Origin of the sequence: Burkholderia sp. BKH01, assembly GCF_025685725.1 — a bacterium.
Taxonomy (GTDB): Bacteria; Pseudomonadota; Gammaproteobacteria; order Burkholderiales; family Burkholderiaceae; genus Burkholderia; species Burkholderia pyrrocinia_C.
In genome coordinates this window covers 1-25680 of record NZ_JAOTQT010000015.1, presented here as the reverse complement: position 1 = coordinate 25680, position 25680 = coordinate 1, and the positions used below count along the sequence as shown (strand labels likewise).

General features: G+C 68.3%; 24 protein-coding genes and 1 pseudogene. 16 read left to right on the top strand and 9 right to left on the bottom strand.

The annotated features are described in order from the left end of the window. Positions 1 to 35: 35 nt before the first annotated feature. The 5 genes from pnuC to OEJ37_RS21225 all read right to left on the bottom strand — a co-directional run bounded on the left by pnuC (position 36) and on the right by OEJ37_RS21225 (position 6742). The gene (gene pnuC, locus OEJ37_RS21245; protein ID WP_152862053.1) at positions 36 to 668 is read right to left on the bottom strand and encodes a nicotinamide riboside transporter PnuC; all 633 of its coding nucleotides are present in this window, start codon (positions 666 to 668) and stop codon (positions 36 to 38) included. 59 nt (positions 669 to 727) lie between these two features. Continuing rightward, a complete protein-coding gene (locus OEJ37_RS21240) occupies positions 728 to 2959 on the bottom strand; it encodes a TonB-dependent siderophore receptor (protein WP_263345399.1) in 2232 nt (743 codons plus the stop codon). A gap of 596 nt (positions 2960 to 3555) precedes the next feature. Continuing rightward, on the bottom strand, positions 3556 to 3759 hold the full coding sequence (locus tag OEJ37_RS21235; protein WP_034182111.1) for a DUF2970 domain-containing protein: 204 nt from the start codon (positions 3757 to 3759) through the stop codon (positions 3556 to 3558). 122 nt (positions 3760 to 3881) lie between these two features. Next, the gene (locus tag OEJ37_RS21230; RefSeq protein ID WP_263345396.1) at positions 3882 to 6062 is read right to left on the bottom strand and encodes a pyridoxamine 5'-phosphate oxidase family protein; all 2181 of its coding nucleotides are present in this window, start codon (positions 6060 to 6062) and stop codon (positions 3882 to 3884) included. A gap of 35 nt (positions 6063 to 6097) precedes the next feature. After that, complete coding sequence (locus OEJ37_RS21225; RefSeq protein ID WP_263345586.1) at positions 6098 to 6742, bottom strand: glutathione S-transferase family protein; 645 nt, start codon at positions 6740 to 6742, stop codon at positions 6098 to 6100. 202 nt (positions 6743 to 6944) lie between these two features. Here OEJ37_RS21225 and OEJ37_RS21220 point away from each other — a divergent pair, with 202 nt between their 5' ends. From OEJ37_RS21220 to OEJ37_RS21160, 13 genes are all read left to right on the top strand, one after another. Next, complete coding sequence (locus OEJ37_RS21220; protein ID WP_175943481.1) at positions 6945 to 7880, top strand: LysR family transcriptional regulator; 936 nt, start codon at positions 6945 to 6947, stop codon at positions 7878 to 7880. 279 nt (positions 7881 to 8159) lie between these two features. After that, the gene (locus OEJ37_RS21215) at positions 8160 to 9854 is read left to right on the top strand and encodes a 5-guanidino-2-oxopentanoate decarboxylase (protein ID WP_263345394.1); all 1695 of its coding nucleotides are present in this window, start codon (positions 8160 to 8162) and stop codon (positions 9852 to 9854) included. Beyond that, positions 9851 to 11323 (top strand): aldehyde dehydrogenase family protein, encoded by a 1473-nt coding sequence (locus OEJ37_RS21210; protein WP_263345392.1) that lies wholly within the window; start codon positions 9851 to 9853, stop codon positions 11321 to 11323. Before OEJ37_RS21215 ends, OEJ37_RS21210 begins: the two co-directional genes overlap by 4 nt. 149 nt (positions 11324 to 11472) lie before the next feature. After that, complete coding sequence (locus tag OEJ37_RS21205) at positions 11473 to 12570, top strand: PotD/PotF family extracellular solute-binding protein (protein ID WP_263345390.1); 1098 nt, start codon at positions 11473 to 11475, stop codon at positions 12568 to 12570. Positions 12571 to 12574: 4 nt separating this feature from the next. Then, positions 12575 to 13495, top strand: coding sequence for an ABC transporter permease (locus OEJ37_RS21200; RefSeq protein WP_263345388.1), 921 nt, complete (start codon positions 12575 to 12577; stop codon positions 13493 to 13495). Further along, positions 13492 to 14334, top strand: coding sequence for an ABC transporter permease (locus OEJ37_RS21195; protein WP_263345386.1), 843 nt, complete (start codon positions 13492 to 13494; stop codon positions 14332 to 14334). Before OEJ37_RS21200 ends, OEJ37_RS21195 begins: the two co-directional genes overlap by 4 nt. A 35-nt stretch (positions 14335 to 14369) precedes the next feature. Beyond that, positions 14370 to 15443, top strand: coding sequence for an ABC transporter ATP-binding protein (locus OEJ37_RS21190; protein WP_174421512.1), 1074 nt, complete (start codon positions 14370 to 14372; stop codon positions 15441 to 15443). Between the two features lie 40 nt (positions 15444 to 15483). Then, positions 15484 to 16305 (top strand): transporter substrate-binding domain-containing protein, encoded by an 822-nt coding sequence (locus tag OEJ37_RS21185; protein WP_263345384.1) that lies wholly within the window; start codon positions 15484 to 15486, stop codon positions 16303 to 16305. A gap of 43 nt (positions 16306 to 16348) precedes the next feature. Further along, the gene (locus tag OEJ37_RS21180; RefSeq protein WP_175917526.1) at positions 16349 to 17113 is read left to right on the top strand and encodes an amino acid ABC transporter permease; all 765 of its coding nucleotides are present in this window, start codon (positions 16349 to 16351) and stop codon (positions 17111 to 17113) included. Then, positions 17110 to 17766: an amino acid ABC transporter permease gene (locus tag OEJ37_RS21175; protein ID WP_175917525.1), complete on the top strand. Its 657-nt coding sequence runs from the start codon at positions 17110 to 17112 to the stop codon at positions 17764 to 17766. The genes OEJ37_RS21180 and OEJ37_RS21175 overlap by 4 nt, the downstream gene beginning before the upstream one ends. A 40-nt stretch (positions 17767 to 17806) precedes the next feature. Further along, positions 17807 to 18532 (top strand): amino acid ABC transporter ATP-binding protein, encoded by a 726-nt coding sequence (locus OEJ37_RS21170; protein ID WP_263345383.1) that lies wholly within the window; start codon positions 17807 to 17809, stop codon positions 18530 to 18532. Between the two features lie 77 nt (positions 18533 to 18609). Next, positions 18610 to 19506 carry a LysR substrate-binding domain-containing protein gene (locus OEJ37_RS21165; RefSeq protein WP_263345381.1) on the top strand — a complete coding sequence of 299 codons (897 nt, stop codon included), beginning with the start codon at positions 18610 to 18612 and terminating at the stop codon, positions 19504 to 19506. 247 nt (positions 19507 to 19753) lie between these two features. Next, positions 19754 to 20017, top strand: coding sequence for a fucose-binding lectin protein (locus OEJ37_RS21160; RefSeq protein WP_174383081.1), 264 nt, complete (start codon positions 19754 to 19756; stop codon positions 20015 to 20017). On the opposite strand, the gene OEJ37_RS21155 is transcribed toward OEJ37_RS21160, so the two are convergent. Together OEJ37_RS21155 and OEJ37_RS21150 are read right to left on the bottom strand one after the other, a co-directional pair. Further along, a complete protein-coding gene (locus tag OEJ37_RS21155; protein WP_263345379.1) occupies positions 20018 to 20185 on the bottom strand; it encodes a hypothetical protein in 168 nt (55 codons plus the stop codon). A 148-nt stretch (positions 20186 to 20333) separates the two neighbouring features. After that, positions 20334 to 20990: a TetR/AcrR family transcriptional regulator gene (locus tag OEJ37_RS21150; protein ID WP_152862018.1), complete on the bottom strand. Its 657-nt coding sequence runs from the start codon at positions 20988 to 20990 to the stop codon at positions 20334 to 20336. A gap of 88 nt (positions 20991 to 21078) precedes the next feature. On the opposite strand from OEJ37_RS21150, the gene OEJ37_RS21145 reads away from it, so the two are divergent. From OEJ37_RS21145 to OEJ37_RS21135, 3 genes are read left to right on the top strand one after another with little or no spacing between them, the layout of a single operon-like run. Then, positions 21079 to 21981 carry an SDR family NAD(P)-dependent oxidoreductase gene (locus OEJ37_RS21145; protein ID WP_175943502.1) on the top strand — a complete coding sequence of 301 codons (903 nt, stop codon included), beginning with the start codon at positions 21079 to 21081 and terminating at the stop codon, positions 21979 to 21981. Then, entirely contained in the window at positions 21978 to 23561 is a 1584-nt protein-coding gene (locus OEJ37_RS21140) for a flavin-containing monooxygenase (RefSeq protein WP_263345378.1), read from the top strand. The genes OEJ37_RS21145 and OEJ37_RS21140 overlap by 4 nt, the downstream gene beginning before the upstream one ends. Positions 23562 to 23568: 7 nt before the next feature. After that, positions 23569 to 24555, top strand: coding sequence for an alpha/beta fold hydrolase (locus OEJ37_RS21135; protein WP_174421522.1), 987 nt, complete (start codon positions 23569 to 23571; stop codon positions 24553 to 24555). Positions 24556 to 24609: 54 nt separating this feature from the next. On the opposite strand, the gene OEJ37_RS21130 is transcribed toward OEJ37_RS21135, so the two are convergent. After that, complete coding sequence (locus OEJ37_RS21130; RefSeq protein WP_152862010.1) at positions 24610 to 25008, bottom strand: carboxymuconolactone decarboxylase family protein; 399 nt, start codon at positions 25006 to 25008, stop codon at positions 24610 to 24612. 106 nt (positions 25009 to 25114) lie between these two features. Then, positions 25115 to 25680 (bottom strand): annotated as a pseudogene (locus tag OEJ37_RS21125) (hypothetical protein); the annotation flags it as partial.

The window sequence follows — 25680 nt, the reverse complement described above, 5'->3', positions numbered from 1 at the left end:
ACCGACGTTGCTCCGTAGTTGAATCGATGCGTGAATCAGCGCGCACCGCTGCCCGACGCGAGCGCGCCGCCGGCCGCCGCGCGCAGCGTCGCGGCCGTCCGGCTCCAGTCGCGCCAGCCGATGACAGCGAGCCCGATGAACAGCGCATAGAGTCCGGCCGTCAGATACAGTTCCTTGAACACGAACATCCCGACGTACACGACGTTCACGACGATCCACAGCCCCCACGACGCGATGTAGCGCCGCGCGGTCCAGTATTGCGCGACGAGGCTGAACGCGGTCAGCGACGCATCGACGAACGGCAGCGCCGCATCGGTCCAGCGCGCCATCATGCCGCCGAGCAGCGCGCTGCCGACGACGGCCGCGATCAGGTCGGGCAGCATCTGGCGCGGCCGCACACCCGTGACGGGCGCCACGTCGCCGGCCGGCGCCGCGCCGCCGTCGGCTTCGCTCGCGCGCTGCGCGAGCCAGCGCTGCCAGCCGTACACCTGCAGCACCGCGAACGCGCCCTGCAGCAGCATGTCCGAGTACAGCTTCGCGTCGAAGAAGATCCAGCCGTACAGCGCGACCGACGCGAGCCCGACCGGCCAGCACAGCATGCGCCGCTTCGCGGTCAGCCAGATCGCGAGCGCGCTGACGATCACGCCGGCGATTTCGAGTGGGGACATCGTCTGTGCTCTCCTGGGTAGCTGCCGGGGCCGCGCGTCACGCGGCCGGTTCCGGACGATCAGAAATCATAGGTCAACGATACGCGCGCGGTGCGCGGCGCACCCGGGAACAAGTACGCATCGCCCTGCTGCTCGCCCGCATCGCGCCAGTAGAACTTGTTGAACAGATTGTCCACCGATAAGCGCAGCACCGTGCGATGGCCGCCGATCTTCGTCGTATAGCGTGCGCCGAGATTGAACACGAACCACGACGGCACGCGCGCGGTGCCTTCCTCGTTCGCGTTGCGGGCCGCGCTGTACTCGACGCCGCCGAGCACGTTCAAGCCCGCGACGCCCGGCACCGCGTAGTCCGCATACAGCGACGCGCGCAGCGCGGGCACGTTGATGATCTGGTGTCCTTCGTACGCCGGCGAACCCGAATCGACCGCGCGGGCGCGGATCGCGGCGACGCTGGCCGTCAGCGCGAGGCGCTCGGTCATGCGCCCGGCCGCGCCGAGCTCGATCCCCTGGTGCCGCTGCGTGCCGCGCTGCACGAACGTGTAGGTCGTGCCCGACGCGTCCGGGTCGGCGAACTGGAACGGCTTGCTGATCGAGAACACGGCGGCCGTGAGGCTCAGCCGGTCGAGCCAGTCGTATTTCGCGCCGACCTCGATCTGGTGCGATTCGACCGGCGGCAGGAACGCATACGCGTTGGTCGCGCGCACGGGCGCCTGGTCGCCGAGCGACAGCGCCTTGCTGTACGACGCGTACAGCGACAGCACGTTCACCGGCTTGTAGACGAGCGCGACCTGCGGCAGGAACACCGAGCGGTCGGTATGCGTCGTCGGGCCGTCGAGGCTGCTCCAGCTACGCTGGCGCAGCAACACTTCCTTGCCGCCTGCGAGCACCTGCCAGTGCTCGCCGATGCTGATGCGGTCGAGCCCGAACACGCCGTACTGCCACGCGTCGAGGCGCGGATACGACGGCCCGGGCGAATTCGGCGACGGCGGGAACGCCACGTCGGGCCCGTAGATATTCTCGCTGCCCACGTAGTCGTACACGGCGTCGGCCATGTGCACGACGCGGCGCTGCACGCTCACGCCGAGCGTCAGCTCGTGCCGCAGCGGCCCCGTCGCGAACTTGCCCGTCGTGACCGCGCGCAGATCGTCGTTGCGCCGGTATTCGCCGGGGCTGCGGAAATCGTATACGTCGTAGTCGCCGTTCGCGCCGAAGAAGAACGGCGACGTCGTGCCGGCCGTGCAGCTTGCCGCGTACGAGCAGCCGTACGCGAACGCGCTGTTGTCGTCGATCATCGTGCGGCTGCGGCCGGCGGCGACGTATGCCTTCCAGTCGTCGTTGAACTGGTAGTCGAAGCGCGCATTCAGGTTCAGCGCGTCGGTCGTCACCGGTTTCGCCCACGGCTGCGTGCCGAGCGCCTTCGACGTCGTCTTGACCGACGGCACGACGGTGCCGCCGAGCAGCTGATAGCCGGGCGCGGAGCGCTGGATCCACTGCTGGAATTCGGCATTGAGCTGCAGGCTCGCGCGCGGGCCGATGTCCCAGTCGGCGGCGATTGAGCCGAACGTGCGCCGCCCGTTCGTGCCGTCGATATACGAGTGCATGTTCTCCTTCGCGGCATTGATCCGGAAGCCGAACTGATTGTCGGGGCCGAAGCGGCGGCCGAGATCGAGGGCCGCCGACGTCGAGCCGCGACTGTCGACGCCGCCCGTCACGCTCGCGACGTTCGCGGAGCGCTTCGTCACGAAGTTGATCACGCCACCGGGCGCGACGACACCGCTGTCGATGCCGGCGAGCCCCTTCAGGATCTCGACGCGCTCCTTGTTCTCGAGCGGCACGTTCTGCTCGCCGGACACCGTCAGCCCGTCGATCCGGATCGCGCTCGCGAGATCGACCGGAAAGCCGCGGATCGCGAAGCCTTCGAAATAGCCGACCGGCGCATAGTCGTTGACGACCGACGCGTCGTTGCGCACGACGTCGCTGAGTCGTTTCGCCTGCTGGTCGTCGAGTTGCGCGCGCGTGACGACGCTCACCGACGCCGGCGTGTCGCGCAGCGGCGTGTCGTCGAGCCCCGCGACCGACGCGTTGCGCACGCGAAACGCGTTGCCGCGCTCGCCGCTCACCGTGATCGTCGGCAACGTCGCGCTGCCGGCCGCATCGGCGTCCGGCGCCGGCGCGTCGCCCTGTGCCGCGGCGGCCTGCGCCGCGAAAAGCGTGATGCCGAGACCGACGCCGAGCCCGACCTTCGCGCGCCGCCGCCGTGCGGGCGACGCTGTTGTTCTATTCACCGTCATTGTTCTGGATGGAAAACTCGCCACTCGACCCTGTCGAAACACGTTACGAAGCTGCGAAGCGCACGCTCGCGGACGAATCGTCACCCGCGGCGCATCCGGCCGGTACGACATTCATCGGACGAACCGGACGAGACGGCACGCATGCGTGCCGGTCGATCGGGGAGACGCAGGATGGGACATCGGATTCGGGTGACGCACCGGGAGCCGACGCAGCCGTCGACGGTTCGTCGGGTGCCTGTCGGGCGGCCGGCTGCATCGCGCGGTCATGTCATGCGGGGGACGCTTCGAACGCCGCGGCGCGGGCGCCGGGCAGTTGCGCGCGCCGTTCGTCGGAACGGCGGCCTGCCCAGCGCGCGCGACATCGCGGCGTGGCGCGCATTTTACCCCGGGCGGGGATCAGGACCGTGGAATCGGGCAGAACGGGAGGTGGGGACGGAGAAACGCGATCGGGCGGGACGACAGAGGCCGCAATGTGACCGCCACGCGCGTCGCGCGGTGCAATCTTGAAGGCCGGCGCACGCCACGCGCGGGTCTTCAAGGTCAGGAGGCCGGAAACCGCAGCGGGCGTGACAGCCCGCTCGCGGTTCATACGCGGCTCAGAACCCCTGCATCGTCACGGTCGGATCGACGACCAGATGCACGACGCCGTAGATGACCGCGCCGACGAGCAGCGCGAGCAGGATCGCCACGAACGGCAGCAGCGTGAAGTTGACGTTCGCGAGATCGGCCGCGTGCGCCTTGCTGTTGCGTACGCCGAAGAAACTCCACAAGACCAGCTTGATCATGCCGAGCAGTTTCATGATTACGCTCCTTTCATCGAATCGGTTGACGCTATCGTCGATCCGACCGGCATCCGAAAAAAGAAGCAGTTGCGCGCGCTTTTCGCGCAGCAGGCCGTCTGCGGCCGCATGTCGCAGGCGCGTCAGCGGTCGAGCACGAGCGGCTCCGTGGCGCCTTGCGCGGGCCGTGCGACGCACAGCAGCGCGCAACCGGGTTCGACCGCCGCATCGGGCGCTTGCTCGTAGTCGACCGCTCCGGACAGCACGCGCGTCGCGCACGTGCCGCACGATCCGGAGCGACATTCGGACGGCACGGCGACGCGCTGCCCTTCCGCGAAGTCGAGCAGCGTGCCGTCGGCGTGCGTCCATGCGGCTTCACGCCCGGTGCGCCGGAACACGACGGGCACGCTCGCCGCCGGCGCGCCTGCCGTGCCTGCCGCTCGGGTCACGCTGCGCGCCACGCTCGACGGCCCGAACGCCTCGAAACGGATGCGTTCGTCCGGCACGTTCAGCGCGTGCAGCCCGTCGTACAGGTCGCGCATGAACGCCGACGGGCCGCACAGGTAGAAGTCGTAGTCGTCGAACGGCAGGAGCCGCTTCAGTTGCGCGATGTCGATGCGGCCGGCCCGCGCGGCCGTGTCGCCGTGCGGACGGCTGTCGAAACAGTGGAGCGACAGCCGCGCATCGGTGGCCGCGATACGCGCCAGTTCCGCCGCGAACGGCCGGTCGGCCGCTTCGCGCGCGCCATGCACGAACACCACGCGGCGCGACGGCGCGGCGTCGGCCAGCGCACGGCGCAGCATCGCGATCATCGGCGTGATGCCGATGCCGGCCGATACGAGCACGGCCGGGCGCGGGCTTGCGAAATCGAACGTGAAGCGGCCGCGCGGCATCTGCGCGTCGAGCGTCATGCCCACCTGTGCGTGATCGTGCAGCCATGTCGACACACGCCCTTCGCGCTTCACCGTGATCCGGTAATGCGCGTCGCCCGGTGCGTCGGAAAGCGTGTAGCTGCGTATCGACGGTGCATCGCTGCCCGGCAACGCAACACGCAGCGTCAGATGCTGCCCGGCTTCGTACGCGGGCAACGCGCCGTCGTCCACCAGTTCGAAATGGAACGAGCGGATCGCGCGCGCTTCGTCGACGATCTTCGCGATGCGCAGCGATCGCCATGCACTTGCCGATGTGCTTGCCGATGTGCTTGCCGATGTGCTTGCCGATGTGCTTGCCGATGCGCTTGCCGATGCGCTTGCCGATGTGCTTGCCGATGTGCTTGCCGATGCACTTGCCAATCCGGTTGCCGATGCGGACGGTACCGGCGCGACCGCCACCGTCACCGCTCCACCAGCGGCCGCCGTCATCACCGCGAACTGCGGCGCACGCTCGACCGCCGACCACCGGAACGGCAGCACCGCACGCATGCGCCGCACCTCCCGCACATGAAACCGCACGACACGCTGCGCGCCGTCGAACGACGCGACGAGCGGCCCACCCCACACGATCTCCGCGCGCGCGGCGACATACAGCAGGTCGCCGCTGTCGAAATCGACGAACAGCAGCCCCGCGCGCGGATCGTGCAGCAGGTTCCCAAGCGTGTTGAAGAAACGGTTGCCGCTGAAATCCGGCGTCGTCAGCGTGTGCGCATCGTCGACGCGCACGAAGCCCGGCATGCCGCCGCGATGCGACACGTCCGCGCCGCGCGCGGCGCCCGCGTCCGCCGACGTGTTCGCGCTCGCGACGAAGAACGTATCGGCCTGCGCGAGCAGCGCACGATCCGCATCGTTCAGCCGGTCCGACACATCGGGCTCGACATCCGCATCGCGGTCGCGCGCGACGAACGTCGGCGTACGGCCCTGGATGTACTTCGCGCAGTTGCCGAAGCTCTGCTCGACCGCGATCGTCAGCGCATCGCCGTCGACCGCGCGCACGACGCCGTTGACGCGATTGCGCCGGCGCGTATCGAATTCGATCCCGAGCCCGCCGAGCGGCGCGCCCGGCCGCCACGCGCCGGCCAGCGGATCGCCCGGCAGCGCGGGCGCCGCGATGCGCAGCGTGCGCGCATCCGGCGACGTGACGAACCCCGGCGCGCCGGCGCGCAGCGTCGCCCACGGCTGGCCGTGCGCATCGACGCCGCCGAGCACGAAAAACGGCAGTTGCGCGAAAAACGTCCGGTGCTGATCCGGCATGAAGCGCCGGATTCCGCGCCGGCCGGCCGCACCCGCGGCGTCCGTCACGCCCGCGCGCTGCTGCACGGCGAGCTCGCCCGCGTGAAACGGCGCGGCATCGAGTTCCCAGCCCGGTACGGCGGCGGTCGGGGCGTTCATCGCGTTCTCCTGAACAGGCGCGGCTTCGGTTGACGTTATGCGGCGAGCAGGCCCGCGCGCGTCGTCGGCATGCCGACGAAACCCGGCAGCGCCTCGACACGTGCCAGCCATGCGCGCACGTGCGGATACGGTTCGAGCGACACGCCGCCTTCCGGCGCGTGCGCGATGTACGTGTATGCGGCAATGTCCGCGATCGTCGGCTGCGCGCCGGCCGCAAACGGCTTGCCGGCCAGTTCGCGGTCGATCACGTCGAGCAGCTTCGCGGCCGTACGCTTGGCCGCCTCCTGGTCGAGCGGCGCGCCGAACACGGTCACGAGCCGTGCCGCCGCGGGCCCCGACGCGATCGGGCCGGCCGCGTACGACAGCCAGCGCTGCACGGCCGCCGCGCCGGCCGGGTCGTCCGGCAGCCAGTGCGCGTCGCCGTAGCGTTTCGCGAGATACACGAGGATCGCGTTCGAATCGGCGAGCACGGTGCCGCCGTCGTCGATCACCGGCACCTGCCCGAGCGGATTGAGCGCGAGGAACGCCGGTTCGCGCTGCGCGCCGGCCGCGAGGTCGACGTCGACGATCTCGGACGGCAAGCCGAGCAGCGACAGGAACAACCGGACGCGATGCGCGTGCCCGGAAAGCAGGAACGAATAGACGCGAATCGGGGCGACGGGCACACCGGCGACGGGCACACCGGCGACGGGCTTACCGGTGACAGGCTTACCGGTGACAGGCTCAACGGCAGCGTGCTTGCTGGCGACGGACATGGAAAACACTCCGGAATCTCGCGTCGCCGGGAGTCGGCGACGAACAGCCCCACAGTAGCGCTCGCGGTTCATGGCCAGAAGACGGATAATCGCTGAAACATTATCCGCTCCTATAGGACAATCGACGATGGCCGATCTGCGTGACGTGAACCTGAACCGGCTGGCGATCTTCGTCGCGGTGGTCGATGCCGGCTCGCTGACGGCCGCGGCCGAGCGGCTCGGCCTCGCGAAGACGGTCGTCAGCACGCACATGCAGCGCCTCGAATCCGAGGTCGGCGCGAACCTGCTGGTGCGCACGACGCGGCGGCTGAGCGTGACCGACGCCGGACGTACCTTCTACGACGCGTGCCGCGCCATCGTGCGCGCCACCGAAACCGCGCTCGATGCGGTGTCGTCCGACGCGGGGCCGCTTCGCGGCACGCTGCGCGTGAGCGTGCCGATCGACTACGGCGCACAGGTCGTCGCGCCGGCCGTCGTCGCGCTGCGCGACTTGCATCCGGGGCTCGACATCGAACTCGTCGCGAACGACCGCGTCGTCGATCTCGTCGCGGACAACCTCGACGTCGCGATCCGCATCGGCCGCCTCGCCGATTCGAACTATCGCGCGGTGCAGCTCGGCACGTACGAGAAATGGCTGGTCGCGAGCCCTGCGTTCGTCGCGCGCTACGGGCTGCCGCGCGATACGGACACGCTCGCCGCGCTGCCGTTCGTGATGCTGTCGACGCTGGCGCGCCCGCAGACGCTCGAGCTTGAAAGCGCGCGCGGCGGCAAGGCATCGGTGCGCTGCGTGCCGCGTTTCGTGTCGAACACCGCGACCGCCTGCCGCGCGATCGTGCTGGCCGGCGGCGCATTCGGCTTGCTGACGGATTTCTCGACCGCCGACGACATCGCGGACGGCCGGCTCGTGCGACTGCTGCCCGCATGGCGCTCGGCGCCGGCCGGGATCCATGCGGTGTATCCGTCGACACGATTGCCTTCGTCGAAGGTGCGGGCGTTCATCGATGCGATGAAGGGGAGGATCGGGGACACGCGGCCGGTACGAAAGGGGAAGCGCGAGCATTGACGCAAGCTGAAATCCGTTGCGGCTGCCGCGCTTTGACGGTCGCCGGCCGCACCGGAGTTCGCACCGTCTCCTGAGCGGCGACCTAATCGCCCATGCCGGCCCGTGCATTCCACCGACGAATCGCGACGCTCCATCAGCGGGCGTCGCCATGCACGTCACTCATGCGCCGCATGAGAACTAATCGATTGTTGGCGACCCGGATCGACGCCGACAATCCGCTTCATGCCCCCTCGTTTGCGGTACGGGCCACTCACCCTCCCAACCGGCACATCACGATCCATGAACCACCCAGCTTCCCTCTCCTGCATCGCCGAGGCCCGCACGGCCGCGCCGGCACCGTTCCATGGCCGCCCCCGCACCTGCGGCGAAGCGCTCGTCGACCTGCTCGAACGCTATGGCGTCGAATGCGTGTTCGGCATTCCCGGCGTGCATACCGTCGAGCTCTATCGCGGTCTCGCCGCATCGTCGATCCGCCATGTGACGCCGCGCCACGAACAGGGAGCCGGCTTCATGGCCGACGGCTATGCACGCGTCACGGGCCGGCCGGGCGTCTGCTTCATCATCACCGGGCCGGGGATGACCAATATCGCGACCGCGATGGCACAGGCCTACGCGGATTCGATCCCGATGCTGGTGATCTCGAGCGTCAACGCGCGGCGCGAGCTCGGCAGCGGCGACGGCCGCCTGCACGAGCTGCCGTCGCAGCGCGATGTGTTCGCGGGCCTCACCGCGTTCTCGCACACGCTGCTCGACGCGGCCGACCTGCCGCAGGTCCTCGCGCGCGCATTCGCAGTCTTCGAAAGCGCGCGGCCGCGGCCCGTGCATATCGAGATTCCGCTCGACGTGATCGTCATGCCGGCCAGCGCGATGCCCGACGCCCCGGTTGCCCTGCCCACGAAACCCGCGCCCGACGCAAATGCGCTCGCAGCGGCCGCGGACCTGCTCGCGCACGCGCGCCGGCCGCTGATCCTGGCAGGCGGCGGCGCCGTCCACGCGGCGGCCGAACTGCGCGAACTCGCCGAGCGCCTGCACGCGCCGGTCGCGCTGACGATCAACGCGAAGGGCTTGCTGCCGGCCGGTCATCCGTTGCTGATCGGCTCCACGCAGTCGCTGCCGCCCACCCGCGCGGCGATCCGCGACGCGGATGTCGTGCTCGCCGTCGGCACCGAGCTCGGCGAAACGGATTACGACGTGACGTTCGATGGCGGCTTCGCGATCGACGGCCGGCTGATCCGCATCGACATCGATGCGCAACAGCTGATGCGCAATGCCCGTGCGGAGATCGCCATCGCCGGCGATTCGCGGCTGGCGCTCGGCGCGCTGTCGACCCGCCTGCACGAGAAGCCGGCGCCGACACCCGCGGCCGGTTGGGGCGCGCTGCGCGTGGCCGCCGTGCGCGCCGCGATCGCGGCCGGCCACGACGGCCCCGCGCGCGCGCAAGCGCTGCTGATCGACACGATCGTCTCGGCGCTGCCCGGCGCGATCGTCGCGGGCGATTCGACGAGCCCCGTCTACGTCGGCAACTTCACCCACGACGCGCCGGCGCCGCGCAGCTGGTTCAACTCGTCGACCGGCTACGGCACGCTCGGCTACGGGCTGCCCGCGGCGATCGGCGCAAAGCTCGCCGCGCCCGCGCGCCCGGTTGTCTGCCTGATCGGCGATGGCGGCCTGCAGTTCACGTTGCCGGAGCTCGCGAGCGCGGTCGAGGCCCGCCTGCCGGTGATCGTGATCGTCTGGAACAACCGCGGCTACGGCGAGATCCGCAAATTCATGGTCGCGCGCGACATCACGCCGATCGGCGTCGATCCGTACACGCCCGATTTCCTGGCGCTCGCGTGCGGTTTCGGCTGCGCGGCGCACGCGGCCGCGACACCCGACGCGCTCGCCGCCGCGTTGCGCGACGCCGAGGCGCGCGCGATTCCGACCGTGATCGAGATCGACGAAGCGACATGGTTCGGCCAGGTGCAGCAATGAGTCGAGCTGCCGAGCTTCGCTTCGATCCGCCGCTGCATACCGGGCTCTTCATCGACGGCGCGTGGGGCCCCGGCATCGACGGCGCCACGCTGCCCGTCGTCGATCCGTCGACGGAAGCGGTCATCGTGCATGTGGATGCCGGCGGCGACGCGGACGTCGAGCGCGCCGTCCGGGCTGCGGCCCGCGCGTTTCCGGGCTGGAAACGCACGACGGGCGCCGTGCGCGCGGCCCTGCTCCGCGCAATCGCGCGCGGCGTCGACGCACGCCGCACGCGGCTCGCGACACTGCAATCGCTCAACAACGGCAAGCCGTTCGCCGAAGCCGAGATCGACGTCGCCGACGTGATCGCCACGTTCGACTACTACGCGGGCCTCGCGGAACGCCTCGACACGGACGGCGAAACCGAGGTCGCGCTGCCCGGCGACGACCACCGCGCATGGATACGGCGCGAGCCGGCCGGCGTCGCCGCACTGATCGTGCCGTGGAATTTTCCGATGGTGACGACCGCGTGGAAGCTCGCGCCCGCGCTCGCGGCCGGCTGCACCGTCGTGCTGAAGCCGTCCGAGATCACACCGCTGCCCGAACTCGAACTCGCCGCGATCGCCGCCGAAGCGGGCCTGCCGCCCGGCGTGCTGAACGTCGTGACGGGTACCGGCCACGACGTCGGCGCCCGGCTGTGCGCGCATCCGCTCGTCGCGAAGGTGTCGTTTACCGGCAGCACGGCGGTCGGCGCGCAGGTCATGAAGACGGCGGCGGACACGATCAAGGGCGTCGGCCTCGAACTCGGCGGCAAATCGTCGATCGTCGTGTTCGACGACGCCGACCCCGACCACGCGGTCGAGTTGATCGCGGGCGGCGGCCTGTTCAACGCCGGGCAGATGTGTTCGGCGACCTCACGTGTGCTCGTCGCCGCGCCGCTCGCCGACGACCTGATCGCGCGCCTCGCGCGGCGGATCGACTCGACCGTGGTCGGCCCGCCGTTCGCCGCCGGCGTGCAGATGGGGCCGCTGACGAACCGCGCGCAATACGAACGCGTGAAGCGTCACATCGCGCAAGGCAAGGCCGACGGCGCGCGGCTCGTGACGGGCGGCGACGTGCTCGCGGGCCCCGGCTACTTCATCCGGCCCGCGCTGTTCGCCGACGTGCCGGCCGACAGCGCGCTATGGCGCGAGGAAATCTTCGGCCCGGTGCTGTGCGTACGCGCGTTCGACACCGAGGACGACGCGATCGCGGCCGCCAACGATACCGAGTACGGGCTCGTCGCGACCGTCGTCACGCGCGACGCCGCACGCGGCAAGCGGGTCGCCGACGCGCTCGAGGCAGGTGTCGTCTGGATCAATACGCCACAACTGATCTATCCGCAAACCTCATGGGGCGGCTACAAGCGCAGCAGCATCGGACGCGAGCTCGGCCCGTTCGGGCTGGCAGCATTCCAGGAGATCAAGCAGGTCATGATGCCGACCCGCTGAGACCGACCGGTCCATGCGTTTATGTCATGCCGCGCATGCGGATATTTCGTTTGTTGCGGAAATTTGACCTCCCTACAGTTCATCCACACCCGCGCCGCCGTTCGGCGACCGGCATCGAACCACACGGCATCGTTCATCAGGAGACGGCCATGCAACACTTCAAGGCGGGCAGAAGGCAGGTGATCAAAACCCTCGGCACGGCACTCGCCGCATCCGCCCTTCCGATGCCGTTCATCAGTACTGCGAAGGCACAGTCGAGCAGCTTCGCGGGCAAGACGCTGCGCTTGCTCACGTGGTCTGACGATACCGGTGCGGCCGCACTGCGCAACATCGCGGAAACCTTCAGCAAGCAAACCGGCGCCCGTGTGATCGCCGACCGCGCGGACGGCACTTCGGGCATGGTCGCCAAGGTCAAGGCCGCCGGCGAGCGGCCGACCTACGACGTGATCACGCTGGCCGGTGTCGGCGCGGCCGGCCTCGCCGACGCGGGCCTGCTCGCGAAGCCGGACCTGAACCGGCTGCCGAACCTGAAGGACGTCGCGCCGCCGTACCGCACGGGCGCGAACGGCTTCGGCATCGGCTACCTGCTGTGGTCCGACGGGCTGATCTACAACACGTCGACCGTGAAGAGCGCGCCGTCGAGCTACGAAGCGCTTTGGGATCCGAAATACGCAGGGCGCCTGTTCCTGCCGCCGCCGGAATGGGCCGAGGCAGTCGATCTCGCGATCGTCGCCGCGAAGCTGGCCGGTGGTTCCCAGCAGAACATCGAGCCGGGCTTCCGCAAGCTCGCGGAGCTCAAGGACCGCGTGATGACGCTCGGCGAAAACCCGAACCAGGTCGCCGACCTGTTCCGCACCGGCTCGCTCGACATCGGCGGGATCTATTCGCCCGCGTTCTTCCCGGACCAGATCCGCAAGCCCGAATACCGGATGGGCGTCACGTACGGGATGAAGGAAGGCTTCGCGACGCAGTTGATGTTCACGGTGATCCCGAAAGCGCACCCGGGCGACCTCGACCTGATCCACGCGTTCATCAACCACTCGCTCGATGCGGGTGTGCAGGGCCGGATGGCGGCCGACGTGCTGAACGGGCCGGTGAATTCGAAGGCCGTGATCCCGGCGGAAAGCCGCGCGTTCGTGCCGTCGCCGCGGCAAATCGCGGAGAAGGCCGTCCTGCACGACGACAAGGCGCTGGCGGCTGTCCAGCCTGCGTGGATCAAGCGCTATACGAGCCTCTTCGCGGCGTAACGACATGACTTCGCTGTCTACCTCCCGTGACGCGGGGCCGGCCGCCGCCGGCCACGCCGGTTCCGCCGCCGCAAGCCCGCTGCCCGGCGTGCCGCCGTGGCTGCTGCTGGCGCCGATCCTCGCCTTCCTCGCGGTGCTCGCGGCCGCGACGCTCACCGTGCTGCGGATGAGCGTCGGCACGCCGGGCGACGAATGGCACACGTTCACGCTGCAGAACTACGCCGATCTCGCCGATCCATACTTCACGCACTCGCTGTGGCTCACGCTGCGCCTCGCGTTCCAGAGCATGGTGTGCGCGGTGCTGCTCGCGATCCCGGTCGCGCTGGCAATGGCGCGTGCCGAATCGCGGCTCGCCCGCCGGCTGATGCTCGCCGGCGTGTTGCTGCCGCTGCTCGTGAATCTGCTGCTGCAGGGCTACGGCTGGCTCGTCATGCTCGGGCCGGCGGGCCTGCTCAACCGCGCGTTGCTGGCGACCGGCCTGATCGAACAGCCGCTGCAACTGCTGTACCGCGAGCACGGTGTGCTGCTCGGGCTGATCCAGACGGCGTTCCCGCTCGCCGTGCTGCCGCTGTCGAGCGCGCTGCGCGCGGTGTCCCGCGCATACGACGAAGCAGCCGCGACCCTCGGCGCGACGCGCTGGCAAACGCTGCGCCACGTGACGCTGCCGCTCGCGATGCCGGGCCTTGTATCAGGTGCGCTGCTCGTGTTCGCGTACAACGCGAGCGCGTTCGCGGTGCCGCTGCTGCTGGGCGGCCGGCGCGTGCCGATGCTCGCGGTGCTCGTGCACGACCAGGTCGCGCCCCTGCTCAACTGGCCTGCCGCCGCCGCTTCCGGCATCGTGCTGATGGGTGCGACGCTCGTCGCGATGGCGGTTTCCCAGCGCCTCGCGCGCGTCCTGCAACGTCACGACGAGGTCGCCCGATGAATGCCTTCCTGCTGCGCACCCCGCTGCCCGGCCGCCTCGGGCGCACGACCGGCGCGCTCGCGACGCTCGTGTTGGGCCTCGCGGCGCTGCCGATCGTGACGATGATCACGATGTCGTTCGGCTCGTCGGGCACGCTCGAATTCCCGCCGCGCCAGTTCAGCCTGCACTGGTACCGCTCCGCATGGCAGACCTTCGTGTCGACCGACGCGGGCAGCGCGCAATCGATGGGCACCGCGCTGACGACGAGTCTCGTCGTCGCGATCGCGACGATGCTGATCGCGACCGCCGTCTCGGTACCCGCGGCCTACGCGCTGTCGCGCTATCGCTTTCGCGGCAAGGCGCTCGTCGAGCAGCTGGTCGCGCTGCCGATCGTCTACCCGCTCGTAATGCTCGGTCTCGCACTGCTGCTCGTGTTCAACGCGCTGCCGGCCGAACTCGGACTCGTGCGGCTCGTGGTCGCGCACGTGATCCTGACGCTGCCGTTCACCGTGAAGAACTGCGCGGCATCGGTTGCGTCGATCGGCCCGGAATTCGAGGAAGCCGCGTGCCTGATGGGCGCGAGCCCGCGCCGCGCGCTCGTCGACGTCGTGCTGCCGCTGATGCGGCCGGGCATCCTCGCCGGCATGCTGTTCGCGTTCATCGTGTCGTTCAACGAATTCACGGTGACGTTCTTTCTGTACAGCGTCGACACGATGACGCTGCCGGTCTGGCTCTACAGCCGCACCGTGTCGTCGCTCGACCCGACCGTGTTCTGCTTCGCGGTGTTCACCGTCGCGATCGACTTCGCGCTGATCTGGATGCTCGAAAAACTCGTCGGCGACAAGGGCGTTGCGCTCTGATCCGCGCGCCGTCCTCGCCCGTTCAAGGAGACCTCATGTCCCAGCTCATCCTCCAGCACGTCACGAAGCGCTTCCACCAGGCGTATGCCGTCGACCACGTCGACCTGTCCGTGCCGGACGGCAAGCTCGTCTGCTTTCTCGGCCCGTCGGGTTGCGGCAAGACAACGCTGATGCGGATCATCGCCGGCCTCGAGACGCCGACATCGGGCACGATCTCGTTCGCCGGCCGCGAACTCACGCACGTTCCCGCCAACCGGCGCGATTTCGGCATGGTGTTCCAGTCCCTCGCGCTGTTCCCGCACATGACGGTCGCGCAGAACATCGCGTATCCGCTGCGGCTGCGCAAGACCGCCAGGGCCGCGCAGGCCCGGCGCGTCGCCGAGCTGCTGGAGCTGATCCAGCTGCCGCACATGGCCGACCGACTCGTCACGCAATTGTCGGGCGGGCAGCGCCAGCGCGTCGCGATTGCACGCGCGATCGCTTCGTCGCCGCGCCTGCTGCTGCTCGACGAGCCGCTCTCCGCGCTCGACGCGAAGCTGCGCGAGGCGATGCAGGTCGAGATCCGGCTGCTCCAGCAGCGGCTCGGCATCACGACGATCATGGTCACGCACGACCAGCGCGAAGCGATGACGATGGCCGACGAGATCGTCGTGATGGACAAAGGCCGGATTCAGCAGGTTGGCCGGCCGCTCGATATCTACCGCGATCCGGTCAACGAATTCGTCGCCGATTTCATCGGCCTCGGCAATATCCTGCCGGTCGCCCGCGACGGCGACGATGCGATTGTCCTGCCGGGCGGACAACGGCTCACGATCCGGTGCGCGCCGGACACGCGGCCGGCGGCCGACGCCGTGCGCCTGCTGATCCGTCCGGAGGACGTCTGCGTTCGCCCGAGCGCGGCGCCGTCGTCCACGCCCAATACGCTTGCCGGCACGATCACGTTCGTGCGCGACGTCGGCGCGTCGATCGAAGCGACGATCGATTGTCGCGGCTTCACGCTGACGGCCGCAACGACGCCGCGCGAAACGCCCGACCTGCACGTCGGCATGCCGGTATTCGCCGAACTGCCGGCACGCGCATGCAAGCTGATCGCCGCACGCGGCGCCTGACACCCTTCCCATTCACCACCGCAGCGACAAGGATCTCACCATGAACTCATCGACCCAAGCCACCCGTCTCGTGCAACGCCTGCTCGTCCGTACCGCCCTCCTCTGCGCGTGCACCGGCGCGGGGCTCGCCGCCTTCGCACCGCTCGCGCATGCCGACGCACTCGACACGATCGCGAAATCCGGGGTCGTTCGCATCGGCATATTCGAGGACTATCCGCCGTTCGGCTCGATCGGCGCCGACATGAAGCCGCAAGGCTATGACATCGACATGGCCAACCTGCTCGGCAAGGCGCTCAACGCGAAGGTCGAGCTCGTGCAGGTTACCGGCGACAACCGGATGGCGTACCTTGCCGACCGCAAGACCGACATGCTGCTGTCGGTCGGCCAGACGCCCGAGCGCGCGAAGGTGATCGACTTCTCGAACGCGTATGCACCGTACTATCTCGCGGTATTCGGCTCGAAATCGCTCGCCGTGAAGGGCACCGCCGACCTCGCCGGCAAATCGGTCGCGGTCGCGCGCGGCACGCTCGAGGACCTGAGCGTGAGCAAGGTCGCGCCGCCGAGCGCGACGATCAAGCGCTTCGACGATCCGAACGGCGCGATCGCCGCCTTCCTGTCGGGACAGGCGCAACTGCTCGTGGTCGGCAACGACGTCGGTGCGACGATCATCGCCCGCCATCCTTCGATCGACCCGGAGCAGAAGTTCTCGCTGTTCAGTTCTCCCGATCATGTCGGCCTGAACAAGAACGAGCCGCGCCTGATGCAGAAGGTCAACGACGCGATCGCCAGCGCGAAAAAGAACGGCACGCTGAACACGCTGTCGCAGAAGTGGCTGCATGCGGCACTGCCGGCCGACCTGTGATGCGCTCCGTACCCGCCCCGCATTCACGACCCGAGGCACCGCAATGACCTACGTGTTCGATTTCAGCGATTTCAGCCTGTACGCCGGCATGCTCGCGCGCGGGATCGGCGTGACGCTTGGCCTTACCGCGGCCTCGACCGTGCTCGGCGGCCTGATCGGCACGGCCGGCGCATGGATCTCGCTCGCCGGCCCCCGCTGGGCGCGCGCGCTCGTCGCGGCCTATGTCGAATTGATCCGCAACACGCCGTTCCTGGTCCAGCTGTTCTTCATCTTCTTCGGCCTGCCCGGAATCGGTGTGCATATCGACGAAGCGCAGGCGGCCGTGCTGGCGATGACGGTCAACCTCGGCGCCTATGCGGTCGAGATCCTGCGCGCCGGCATCGAATCGGTACCGCACGGACAGGCCCAGGCCGCGCAGGCGCTAGGCTTGCACGGCCGTCAAGTGTTCGGCCACATCGTGCTGCCGCAGGCGCTCGCGAACGTGTATCCCGCGCTGCTCGGGCAGGTGCTGATCGTGATGCTGGGCTCGGCCGTCGTATCTCAGATCTCGGTACCCGACCTGACGTACGCGGCGAACTTCATCCAGTCGCGCAACTTCCGCGCGTTCGAGATCTACATCGTCGTCACCGCGATCTACCTGCTGCTGTCGATCGCGCTGCGCATGCTGCTCAATCGCGCCGGCCGCCGCCTCTTCACGGGCCGCACGCCGCACGGTGCAGCCGCGGCACCGCGACTCGCGCGTGTTGCCCGCATCATGCGGCGCGCCCGCCCCCTCGAAACCCACCTCCCGACGGAGCGTGCACGATGATCGAATTCACTCTGTGGGACATTGCGCGGAACCTGCTGCTCGCCGCGCGCTGGACCGTTCTGCTGTCGCTGATCACGTTCGCCGGCGGCGGCCTGGCCGGATTCGTGCTGCTCGCGATGCGCGTATCGCCGGTGCCCGCGCTGCGCCGCTTCGTGAGCCTGTATGTCGAGGTGTTTCAGGGCACGCCGCTGCTGATGCAGTTGTTCCTCGGTTTCTTCGGACTGCCGCTCGTCGGCATCGACGTGACGCCGTGGATCGCCGCCTCGGTCGTGCTGACGTTGAACGCGAGCGCGTATCTGGCCGACATCTGGCGCGGCTGCGTCGACGCCGTGCCGCGCGGCCAGTGGCATGCCGCGGCGAGTCTCGGCATGACGTGGACGCAGCAGTTGCGCTACGCGGTCTGGCCGCAAGCGTGGAAGATCGCTCTGCCGCCGACCGTCGGCTTTCTCGTGCAGGCGGTGAAGAGCACCGCGCTCACGTCGATCATCGGGCTGACCGAGCTCACCAAGACCGGCAACATCATCACCAACGCGGTGTTCAAGCCGTTTCCGATCTACGCGATGGTTGCGCTGCTCTACTTCGCGATGTGCTTTCCGTTGACGTGGTACGCGCGCACGCTCGAACGGCGCTATCGCGTCGCGAAAGCGCGCTGAACCGGCGCCGCGCGCGCCTCAATACGACTCAAGGTCAGACATGATTTCCATCAGCAACGTTTCGAAGTGGTACGGCCAGTTTCAGGTTCTCACCGACTGCACGACCGAGGTCAGGAAAGGCGAAGTGGTCGTCGTGTGCGGCCCGTCGGGCTCCGGCAAGTCGACGCTGATCAAGACGGTGAACGGCCTCGAGCCGTTCCAGCAGGGCGAGATCCTCGTGAACGGCCAGTCGGTCGGCGACAGGAAGACGAACCTGTCGAAGCTGCGCTCGAAGGTCGGGATGGTGTTCCAGCATTTCGAGCTGTTCCCGCACCTGTCGATCACCGAGAACCTGACGCTCGCGCAGATCAAGGTGCTCGGCCGCAGCAAGGACGAGGCGGCCGAGAAGGGCATGAAGCTGCTCGATCGCGTCGGCCTGAAGGCGCATGCACACAAGTTTCCGGGCCAGCTGTCGGGCGGCCAGCAGCAGCGTGTCGCGATCGCGCGCGCGCTGTCGATGGACCCGATCGCGATGCTGTTCGACGAACCGACGTCCGCGCTCGATCCGGAGATGATCAACGAAGTGCTCGACGTGATGGTCGAACTCGCGCAGGAAGGGATGACGATGATGGTCGTCACGCACGAGATGGGCTTCGCGAAGAAGGTCGCGCATCGCGTGATCTTCATGGACAAGGGCGCGATCGTCGAGGACGACCGCAAGGACGATTTCTTCTCGAACCCGAAGTCGGAACGCGCGAAGGACTTCCTCGCGAAGATCCTGCACTGAGCGGCGGTCATGCGCGCGCCCCGCCCGACGAGCCGCACCTGCCCCTTCCGATCGCCTGTTCGACGCCGGCCTTCCCGATGAGACGACTTCCCTCCCTCAACGCGCTGCAGATCTTCGACATCGTCGCGCACCACGGCAGCTTCACGCGCGCCGCCGAGCACCTGTGCCTGACCCAGGGCGCCGTGAGCCGGCAGATCCTCGCGCTCGAGAGCTACTACCAGTTTTCGCTGTTCAAGCGCACGCCGAAAGGCTTGACGCTGACGGCGGAAGGCGAACTGCTGCTGCCGACCGTTCGCGAAAGCTTCGCGCGCATCGAAGAGGTATCGATGCGCCTGTCGCGCCGGCGCACCGAACTCGCGCTGAAGGTGCCGACCTGCATGATGCAGTGGATGCTGCCGCGGATCATGCGATTCCAGTCCGAACACCCGGAACTCCAGGTGCAGATCACGACGACCTGGGGCCACCATGTCGATTTCCGCATGGAACCGTTCGACGCCGCGGTGATCTACGCCCCCGGCGCCGGCCCCGACATGCATGCGATCCCGCTGTTCGAAGAGCGGCTCACGCCCGTGTGTGCGCCGGGCTTGCTGGACCGGCAGCCGCTCGCGAGCCTCGACGATCTGGCCGGCCATACGCTGCTGCATCCGACTCGCGACCACCGGGACTGGAAACGCTGGCTCGCACATGCCGGCGCACCGCACATCGACTCGACTCGCGGGCTGAGCTTCGAGACGCTCGACCTCGCGACGCATGCGGCGATCGACGGCTACGGCATCGCGATCGGCGACCGGTCGCTCGTCGACGAAAGCGTGGCGGCACACCGGCTCGTGATGCCGTTCGACGTATCGCTGCCGACGGGCATGGGCTACTACTTCGTGTATCCGGACGGTGTCGAACAGCAGCAGAAGATCCGGCTGTTCGGCGGCTGGATCGCGGACGAACGCGAGCGCGCGACGAGCGTCGCGCCGGCCTGAGCCGGCGGCGCCGACACGATCGAAACGCGCGGCAGGCTGGATCCGGATCGCCGCGCGTTCTCACGGCGCCTCCACTCTCCTTTCGCGGGGCTTTCTTGCCCCGAACAAATACGCCCTTTTATTTATCATAAAAAACGCGCATCGCTTTCCAGATTTTCTACTAACCTTATTCCCGGTAATACGCCAATTCGCGTTTACCGAAACGTTTCAATTCCCCGCTTTATTCAATCGAACAAGGAGTCTGGAAATGCAAACCGCTGCGATTTCATGGGGAACCACGCCGTCGATTCGTGTCTACACGGCCAACGGCAACAAGATCACCGAGCGCTGCTACGACGGGCAGAAATGGTACACGGGCGCGTTCAACCAGGCCGGCGACAACGTGTCCGCCACGTGCTGGCTGGTCGGGAGCGCTATTCACATCCGCGTGTACGCGACGAGCGGCGGCACGACGACCGAGTATTGCTGGGACGGCGACGGCTGGACCCGGGGCGGATACACGGGATCCTGATCAATCGTGCCTGGGGCGCGGAGGGTTTCGCGCCACGATCGGCGCAATGCGAGCTGTTTTTTTGCGTTGCGCCGCTTTTTTAATTCGCTCCACATTGTTTTTATCAATTAATCGCCACATGGAAGCGAAATCAAAAACAATGGAGATTTCCCGGAACTTATTACCCACCTGAAAACGATCGCCTATTAATTATTAAAAAGACGACTAAATCGCACGAAAAAACAAAACGGCGCCCGTGCGCCGTGCGGTTGCCGCTTTCTTTTCATTTCCAGCCCGCAATTGCCGGGGGTAACACGAACAGTGCGATGCCATCCGGTCAGCCGATCTCCCGCAACGTCCCCAGCAGCACCTTCCTGCAGCTCGCGACCATCTGCGCTTCCGGATCGCGATAGCCGGTGAGCAGCCATGCGGCGCCGACGTTCGTCATCGCGCCGACGAGCGCGAGCCCGATCAGCCGCTGCTCCGTGCGCTCCGCGGGCGTTGCGGCCTCGCGCGGCGCGCCGATCGCCATGATCAGCTTGCCGAAGTCGATCAGCATGCGCTGGTACGTCATGTCGGTATCCGCGCTCACGCCCATCACCTCGAGCAGCAGCACGCGCGCCGCACACGGGTCGCGCAGGAATGCGAAGAACGCGGCGAGCCCCGCGTCGACGCTCTCGCGCAGATCGCCGCCGCGCGCGGCGACCGCCTGCGCGACCGCGTCATGCAGCTGCTCCGCGTGATGCAGGTAGGTGCAGCGCAGCAAATCCTCGGTGCTGTCGAACGCCGCATAGAAATAGCGATCGTTCAGCTTCGCTTCCTGGCAGATCGACCGCACGGTCGCCTTGCGGAACCCGACCGTGCCGAACACGCGCGTCGCCGCGCGGATCAGCGCGTCGCGCCGCTCGGCGGCACGCACCTCGGGCGCCACGCCACCATACGACCGGCCCCGTTTTTCCGTTTCGAGTGCTTTCTCCATTCCGCTATTTGACATCAGGACACCCGAAAACTAAAGTGGTGACGACCAACACCACAATAGACGTGCCGCCGGCGCAGCACAAGCGGAACGGGAGGAGCAACGGATGAACGGGTTTTCCGGCAAGGTCGCCGCGATCACGGGCGCCGGTTCGGGCATGGGCCGCAGCCTCGCGGTCGAGCTCGCGCGGCGCGGCTGCGAGGTCGCGCTCGCCGACGTCAGCGAAACCGGGCTCGCCGGCACGGCGGCCGCGTGCGCGCAGCACGGCGTGCGCGTGAGCACGCGGCGGCTCGACGTCGCCGACCGCGACGCGGTGTTCGCATGGGCCGATTTCGTCCGCGCCGAACACGGCAAGGTCAACCTGATCTTCAACAACGCGGGCGTGTCGCTCGCCGCCAGCGCCGAAACCGCGCGCATCGCCGATCTCGAATGGATCGTCGGCATCAACTTCTGGGGCGTCGTGCACGGCACGCAGGCGTTCCTGCCGCACCTGCGCGCGTCGGGCGACGGGCATGTCGTCAACACGTCGAGCCTGTTCGGGCTCGTCGCGATGCCGACGCAAAGCGCGTACAACGCCACCAAGTTCGCGGTGCGCGGCTTCACCGAGGCGCTCAGGATGGAGCTCGAACTCGACGGCGCGCCGGTGAGCGCAACCTGCGTGCATCCGGGCGGCGTCGCGACGAACATCGTCGATGCGGGCCGCGTCGATACCAGCATCCACGCACTCACGGGCCAGGACGAAGCGACCCACCGCCGGCAGGCGAACCGCCTGATCAACGCGACGACGGCCGACGATGCCGCGCGGCAGATCCTCGCGGGCGTCGAGCGCAATGCGCGCCGCGTGCTCGTCGGCGCCGACGCGCGCCGCCTCGACCGGATCGCGCGCCTGCTCGGCGCCGGTTACCAGTGGCTGATGCTGCGCCATGTGCGCCGCGCCCGTGCACGCAATCTCGAACGCACCCACGCCCCGGCCGCACGCCCGGCCACGCCGACCAAGGACCTCGCATGACCTCGACGACGACCGACCGGCGCGACGCGCCGCCCGCCCCCGGCGCCCGCCATGACCGTGGCGACGGCAACGACCTCGACGTGCTGATCGTCGGCGCCGGCCTGTCCGGCATCGGCGCCGCGTATCACCTGAAGCAGCGCTGCCCGCATGCGAGCGTCGCGATCGTCGAGGCGCGCGACGCGATCGGCGGCACCTGGGACCTGTTCCGCTATCCGGGCGTCCGTTCGGATTCCGACATGTTCACGCTCGGCTACAGCTTCCGCCCGTGGCACAGCGACAACGCGATCTCCGACGGCCAGACGATCCTCGACTACATCCGCGACACCGCGCGCACGTACGGGATCGACAAGACGATCCGCTACGGCCAGAAAGTCGTCGCGGCCGACTGGGACTCGAACCGCGCGCGCTGGACGGTGCGCATCGAGCGCACGCGCGACGGCGCGGCCGACACGCTCGTCCATACCTGCCGCTTCCTGTTCATGTGCAGCGGCTATTACGACTACGACGCAGGCTACCTGCCCGACTGGCCCGGCATGGACACGTTCGAGGGCAAGCTTGTGCATCCGCAGCACTGGCCGAAGGATCTGTCCTACGCGAACCGGCGCGTCGTCGTGATCGGCAGCGGCGCGACGGCCGTCACGCTCGTGCCGTCGATGGCGGCCGACGCGCGGCACGTGACGATGCTGCAGCGCTCGCCGACCTACATCGTGTCGCTGCCCGCGCGCGACAGGATCGCGAACGCGCTGCGCCGCGTGCTGCCGTCGCGGCTCGCGCACCGGCTCGTGCGCGTAAAGAACGTACTGCTGACGATGTACCTGTACAACGTGTCGCGCCGCAAGCCCGACCAGACGAAGAAATTCATCATCCGCGCGGCCAGCAAGCAGCTCGGCCCCGGCTTCGACATCGCGAAGCACCTGACGCCGCGCTACATGCCGTGGGACCAGCGCGTGTGCCTCGTGCCGAACGGCGACCTGTTCAAGTCGATCCGCGCGGGCCGCGCGTCGATCGTCACCGACGAGATCGAGCGCTTCACGCCGACCGGCCTCCAGCTGAAGAGCGGCCAGCAGCTCGACGCGGACGTGATCGTCACCGCGACCGGGCTGAAGGTGAAGCTGCTCGGCGGCGCGCGCGTCACGGTCGACGGCCGCGCGGTCGACCTGCCGGAGACCGTGTCGTACAAGGGAATGATGTATAGCGACGTGCCGAACCTCGCGTCGTCGTTCGGCTACACGAATGCGTCGTGGACGCTGAAGGCCGAGCTGATCGCGCGCTACGTGTGCCGGTTGCTCAACCACATGCGCGCGAACGGCTATGACACCTGCGTGCCGCGGCTCGGCGCCGGCGATCTCGGCGACGTGCCGGCCGTCAACCTGAGCTCGGGCTACATCCAGCGCGCGGCCGGCATCCTGCCGAAGCAGGGCCATCGCAAGCCGTGGAAATTCCATCAAAACTACGTGCTCGATCTCGCATCGCTGAAGTTCAGCGCCCTCGCCGATTCGGCGATGCATTTCGAACGCCGCGCGAAAGCCGGGCCGGCCGCAACAGCGCCGGTTGCCGAACCCGCACTCGAAACCCGCTGAGGCCGACATGACCCCTACGCTCCATCTGATCCAGAACGTGCTGCTCGGCGGCGTCGCGGTGCTCGCCGCGCTCGCGCTGTTTTCCGGCTACGTCGCCAGCCGCGTGACGCGCGCGTTTCCGCCCGAAGGCCGCTTCGTCGACATCGGCGGCGACCGCATCCATTACGTCGAATACGGCAACGGCCCGCCGATCGTGTTCGTCCACGGGCTCGCGGGGCAACTGCGCAACTTCGCGTACCTGCCGCTCGCGCGGCTCGCGCAGCAGCATCGCGTGATCCTGATCGACCGGCCCGGCGCCGGCCGCTCGACCCGCGGCGCGGGCTCGCAGGCGAACGTGTTCGCGCAGGCGCGCACGGTCGCCGCGTTCATCGACGCGCTGCGGCTCGACAAACCCGTGCTCGTCGGCCATTCGCTCGGCGGCGCGATCGCGCTCGCGGTCGGCCTCAACCATCCGGACCGCGTGAGCCGGCTCGCGCTGATCGCGCCGCTGTCGCACGAGCAATCCGAGCCGCCGGCGCCGTTCCGGCCGCTGATGTTACCGTCGCCGCTGGTGCGCCGCTTCGTGTCGTGGACCTTCGCAATCCCGCTGACGATCCTGACCGGCCGCAACGCCGTGCGCCAGGTGTTCGAGCCGGAAGACGTGCCGCGCGACTTCCCCACCAAGGGCGGCGGGCTGCTCGGGATGCGGCCGCATGTGTTCTACGCGACCGCGACCGACCTGCTGTCGGCGCCCGTCGACCTGCCCGCGATGGTGCGCCGCTATGCGGAACTCACGCTGCCGGTCGACGTGCTGTACGGCCACGCCGATCCGATCCTGAACTGGCGCGAGCACGGCGACGCGCTCGCGAAGAAATCGGCGCACGTGCGGCTGAAGGTCGTCGAGGGCGGGCACATGCTGCCGGTCACGCTTCCGGATGCGACGGCCGACTGGCTGCTCGAAGTCGCCGCCGCGCCGGCCGACGCCGCCGCACGAGCTGCGCGTATCGAGTCCTGAGCGCGAGCGACGCGGAGCCTGATTCAGCGCCGTGCAGCCGGCGCCGCGGCGGAATCAGGCTTCGTCGTCGGGCACCGACAGCCCGAGATCCGCGATCACCTCACGCGCGCTGCGGAATGCCTCGACCGCAGCCGGCGCGCCCGCGTACAGCGCGCTGTGCAGCAGCACCTCGCGGATCTCGACGAGGCTCGCGCCGTTGTTGAGCGCGCCGCGAATGTGACCCTTCAGTTCCGTGCCGCGGCCGAGTGCCGCCAGCATCGCGCACGTGCACAGGCTGCGCGTCTTCAGGTCGATCCCGCTCCGCTGCCACGTGCTGCCCCACGCGTGTTCGTTCAGCCAGTTCTGCAACGGACGCGAAAATCCGTCGAGGTCGCGCATCGCGCGCTCGACGAACGCCTCGCCCATCACCTCGATCCGCCGCGCCTTGCCGTATTCCCTGTCCTGTTCGCTCATGTCCGTGTCCTGTGTGAAGTCGTGGTCGTGGTCGTGGCCTCGTCGGCGTCGGCATCGCCGGCAGGCGGGAGATTTCGCGCCATGTTCATGGGGCCGACGCGTTTCGTCAAAGATGCAGCCCTCGGTTCGTGGTCGTTCGCGTAACCGGCGGCCGAACGCTACGTAACATCCGGCCGCGCGTTACGGCGCCTTCCGGGAACATCGCAACCGCCACGCCCGAGCGCCGCGCGAGCCCGTCGCGCGAAACCGTCACTACTTCGTTTAAATCGCGTTGATATTCCCGATTTCCGCAACAAAACGCGACGCCTTTTCGAAACAGATGTTGTGGCGCGGAATTTGCAGTGGAGGCTCGGACACACTTCCAATGTCGAGGCCAATACATGCACCATATTTTCAAGAAGACGACGGTAACGATAGCCGTCTCGTCGCTGCTCGCGCTGTACGGTTGCGGCTCGGTCGATGGACCGACGACCCCGCCGACGATCAAGACGAGCACGTCGGGGACGGGCGGCACTTCGGGGACGGGCGGCACTTCGGGGACGTCCGGTACGTCGGGCGGCGGTTCGTCGGGGACGTCGGGCGGTGGTAGTTCGGGTAGCTCTGGTACTTCCGGCACCTCGGGTACTTCGGGTACTTCGGGTACTTCGGGTACTTCGGGTACTTCGGGTACTT

Bases quoted from the DNA above. Each gene is read 5' to 3' on its own strand.
- OEJ37_RS21130 (WP_152862010.1), bottom strand. From the start codon at position 25,008: ATGAGCGAACAGGACAGGGAATACGGCAAGGCGCGGCGGATCGAGGTG.
- OEJ37_RS21220 (WP_175943481.1), top strand. From the start codon at position 6,945: ATGGCCGATCTGCGTGACGTGAACCTGAACCGGCTGGCGATCTTCGTC.
- OEJ37_RS21175 (WP_175917525.1), top strand. From the start codon at position 17,110: ATGATCGAATTCACTCTGTGGGACATTGCGCGGAACCTGCTGCTCGCC.
- OEJ37_RS21195 (WP_263345386.1), top strand. From the start codon at position 13,492: ATGAATGCCTTCCTGCTGCGCACCCCGCTGCCCGGCCGCCTCGGGCGC.
- OEJ37_RS21145 (WP_175943502.1), top strand. From the start codon at position 21,079: ATGAACGGGTTTTCCGGCAAGGTCGCCGCGATCACGGGCGCCGGTTCG.
- OEJ37_RS21190 (WP_174421512.1), top strand. From the start codon at position 14,370: ATGTCCCAGCTCATCCTCCAGCACGTCACGAAGCGCTTCCACCAGGCG.
- OEJ37_RS21200 (WP_263345388.1), top strand. From the start codon at position 12,575: ATGACTTCGCTGTCTACCTCCCGTGACGCGGGGCCGGCCGCCGCCGGC.
- OEJ37_RS21235 (WP_034182111.1), bottom strand. From the start codon at position 3,759: ATGAAACTGCTCGGCATGATCAAGCTGGTCTTGTGGAGTTTCTTCGGC.
- pnuC (WP_152862053.1), bottom strand. From the start codon at position 668: ATGTCCCCACTCGAAATCGCCGGCGTGATCGTCAGCGCGCTCGCGATC.
- OEJ37_RS21205 (WP_263345390.1), top strand. From the start codon at position 11,473: ATGCAACACTTCAAGGCGGGCAGAAGGCAGGTGATCAAAACCCTCGGC.
- OEJ37_RS21170 (WP_263345383.1), top strand. From the start codon at position 17,807: ATGATTTCCATCAGCAACGTTTCGAAGTGGTACGGCCAGTTTCAGGTT.
- OEJ37_RS21230 (WP_263345396.1), bottom strand. From the start codon at position 6,062: ATGAACGCCCCGACCGCCGCCGTACCGGGCTGGGAACTCGATGCCGCG.
- OEJ37_RS21165 (WP_263345381.1), top strand. From the start codon at position 18,610: ATGAGACGACTTCCCTCCCTCAACGCGCTGCAGATCTTCGACATCGTC.
- OEJ37_RS21185 (WP_263345384.1), top strand. From the start codon at position 15,484: ATGAACTCATCGACCCAAGCCACCCGTCTCGTGCAACGCCTGCTCGTC.
- OEJ37_RS21150 (WP_152862018.1), bottom strand. From the start codon at position 20,990: ATGTCAAATAGCGGAATGGAGAAAGCACTCGAAACGGAAAAACGGGGC.
- OEJ37_RS21140 (WP_263345378.1), top strand. From the start codon at position 21,978: ATGACCTCGACGACGACCGACCGGCGCGACGCGCCGCCCGCCCCCGGC.
- OEJ37_RS21240 (WP_263345399.1), bottom strand. From the start codon at position 2,959: ATGACGGTGAATAGAACAACAGCGTCGCCCGCACGGCGGCGGCGCGCG.
- OEJ37_RS21210 (WP_263345392.1), top strand. From the start codon at position 9,851: ATGAGTCGAGCTGCCGAGCTTCGCTTCGATCCGCCGCTGCATACCGGG.
- OEJ37_RS21135 (WP_174421522.1), top strand. From the start codon at position 23,569: ATGACCCCTACGCTCCATCTGATCCAGAACGTGCTGCTCGGCGGCGTC.
- OEJ37_RS21160 (WP_174383081.1), top strand. From the start codon at position 19,754: ATGCAAACCGCTGCGATTTCATGGGGAACCACGCCGTCGATTCGTGTC.
- OEJ37_RS21180 (WP_175917526.1), top strand. From the start codon at position 16,349: ATGACCTACGTGTTCGATTTCAGCGATTTCAGCCTGTACGCCGGCATG.
- OEJ37_RS21215 (WP_263345394.1), top strand. From the start codon at position 8,160: ATGAACCACCCAGCTTCCCTCTCCTGCATCGCCGAGGCCCGCACGGCC.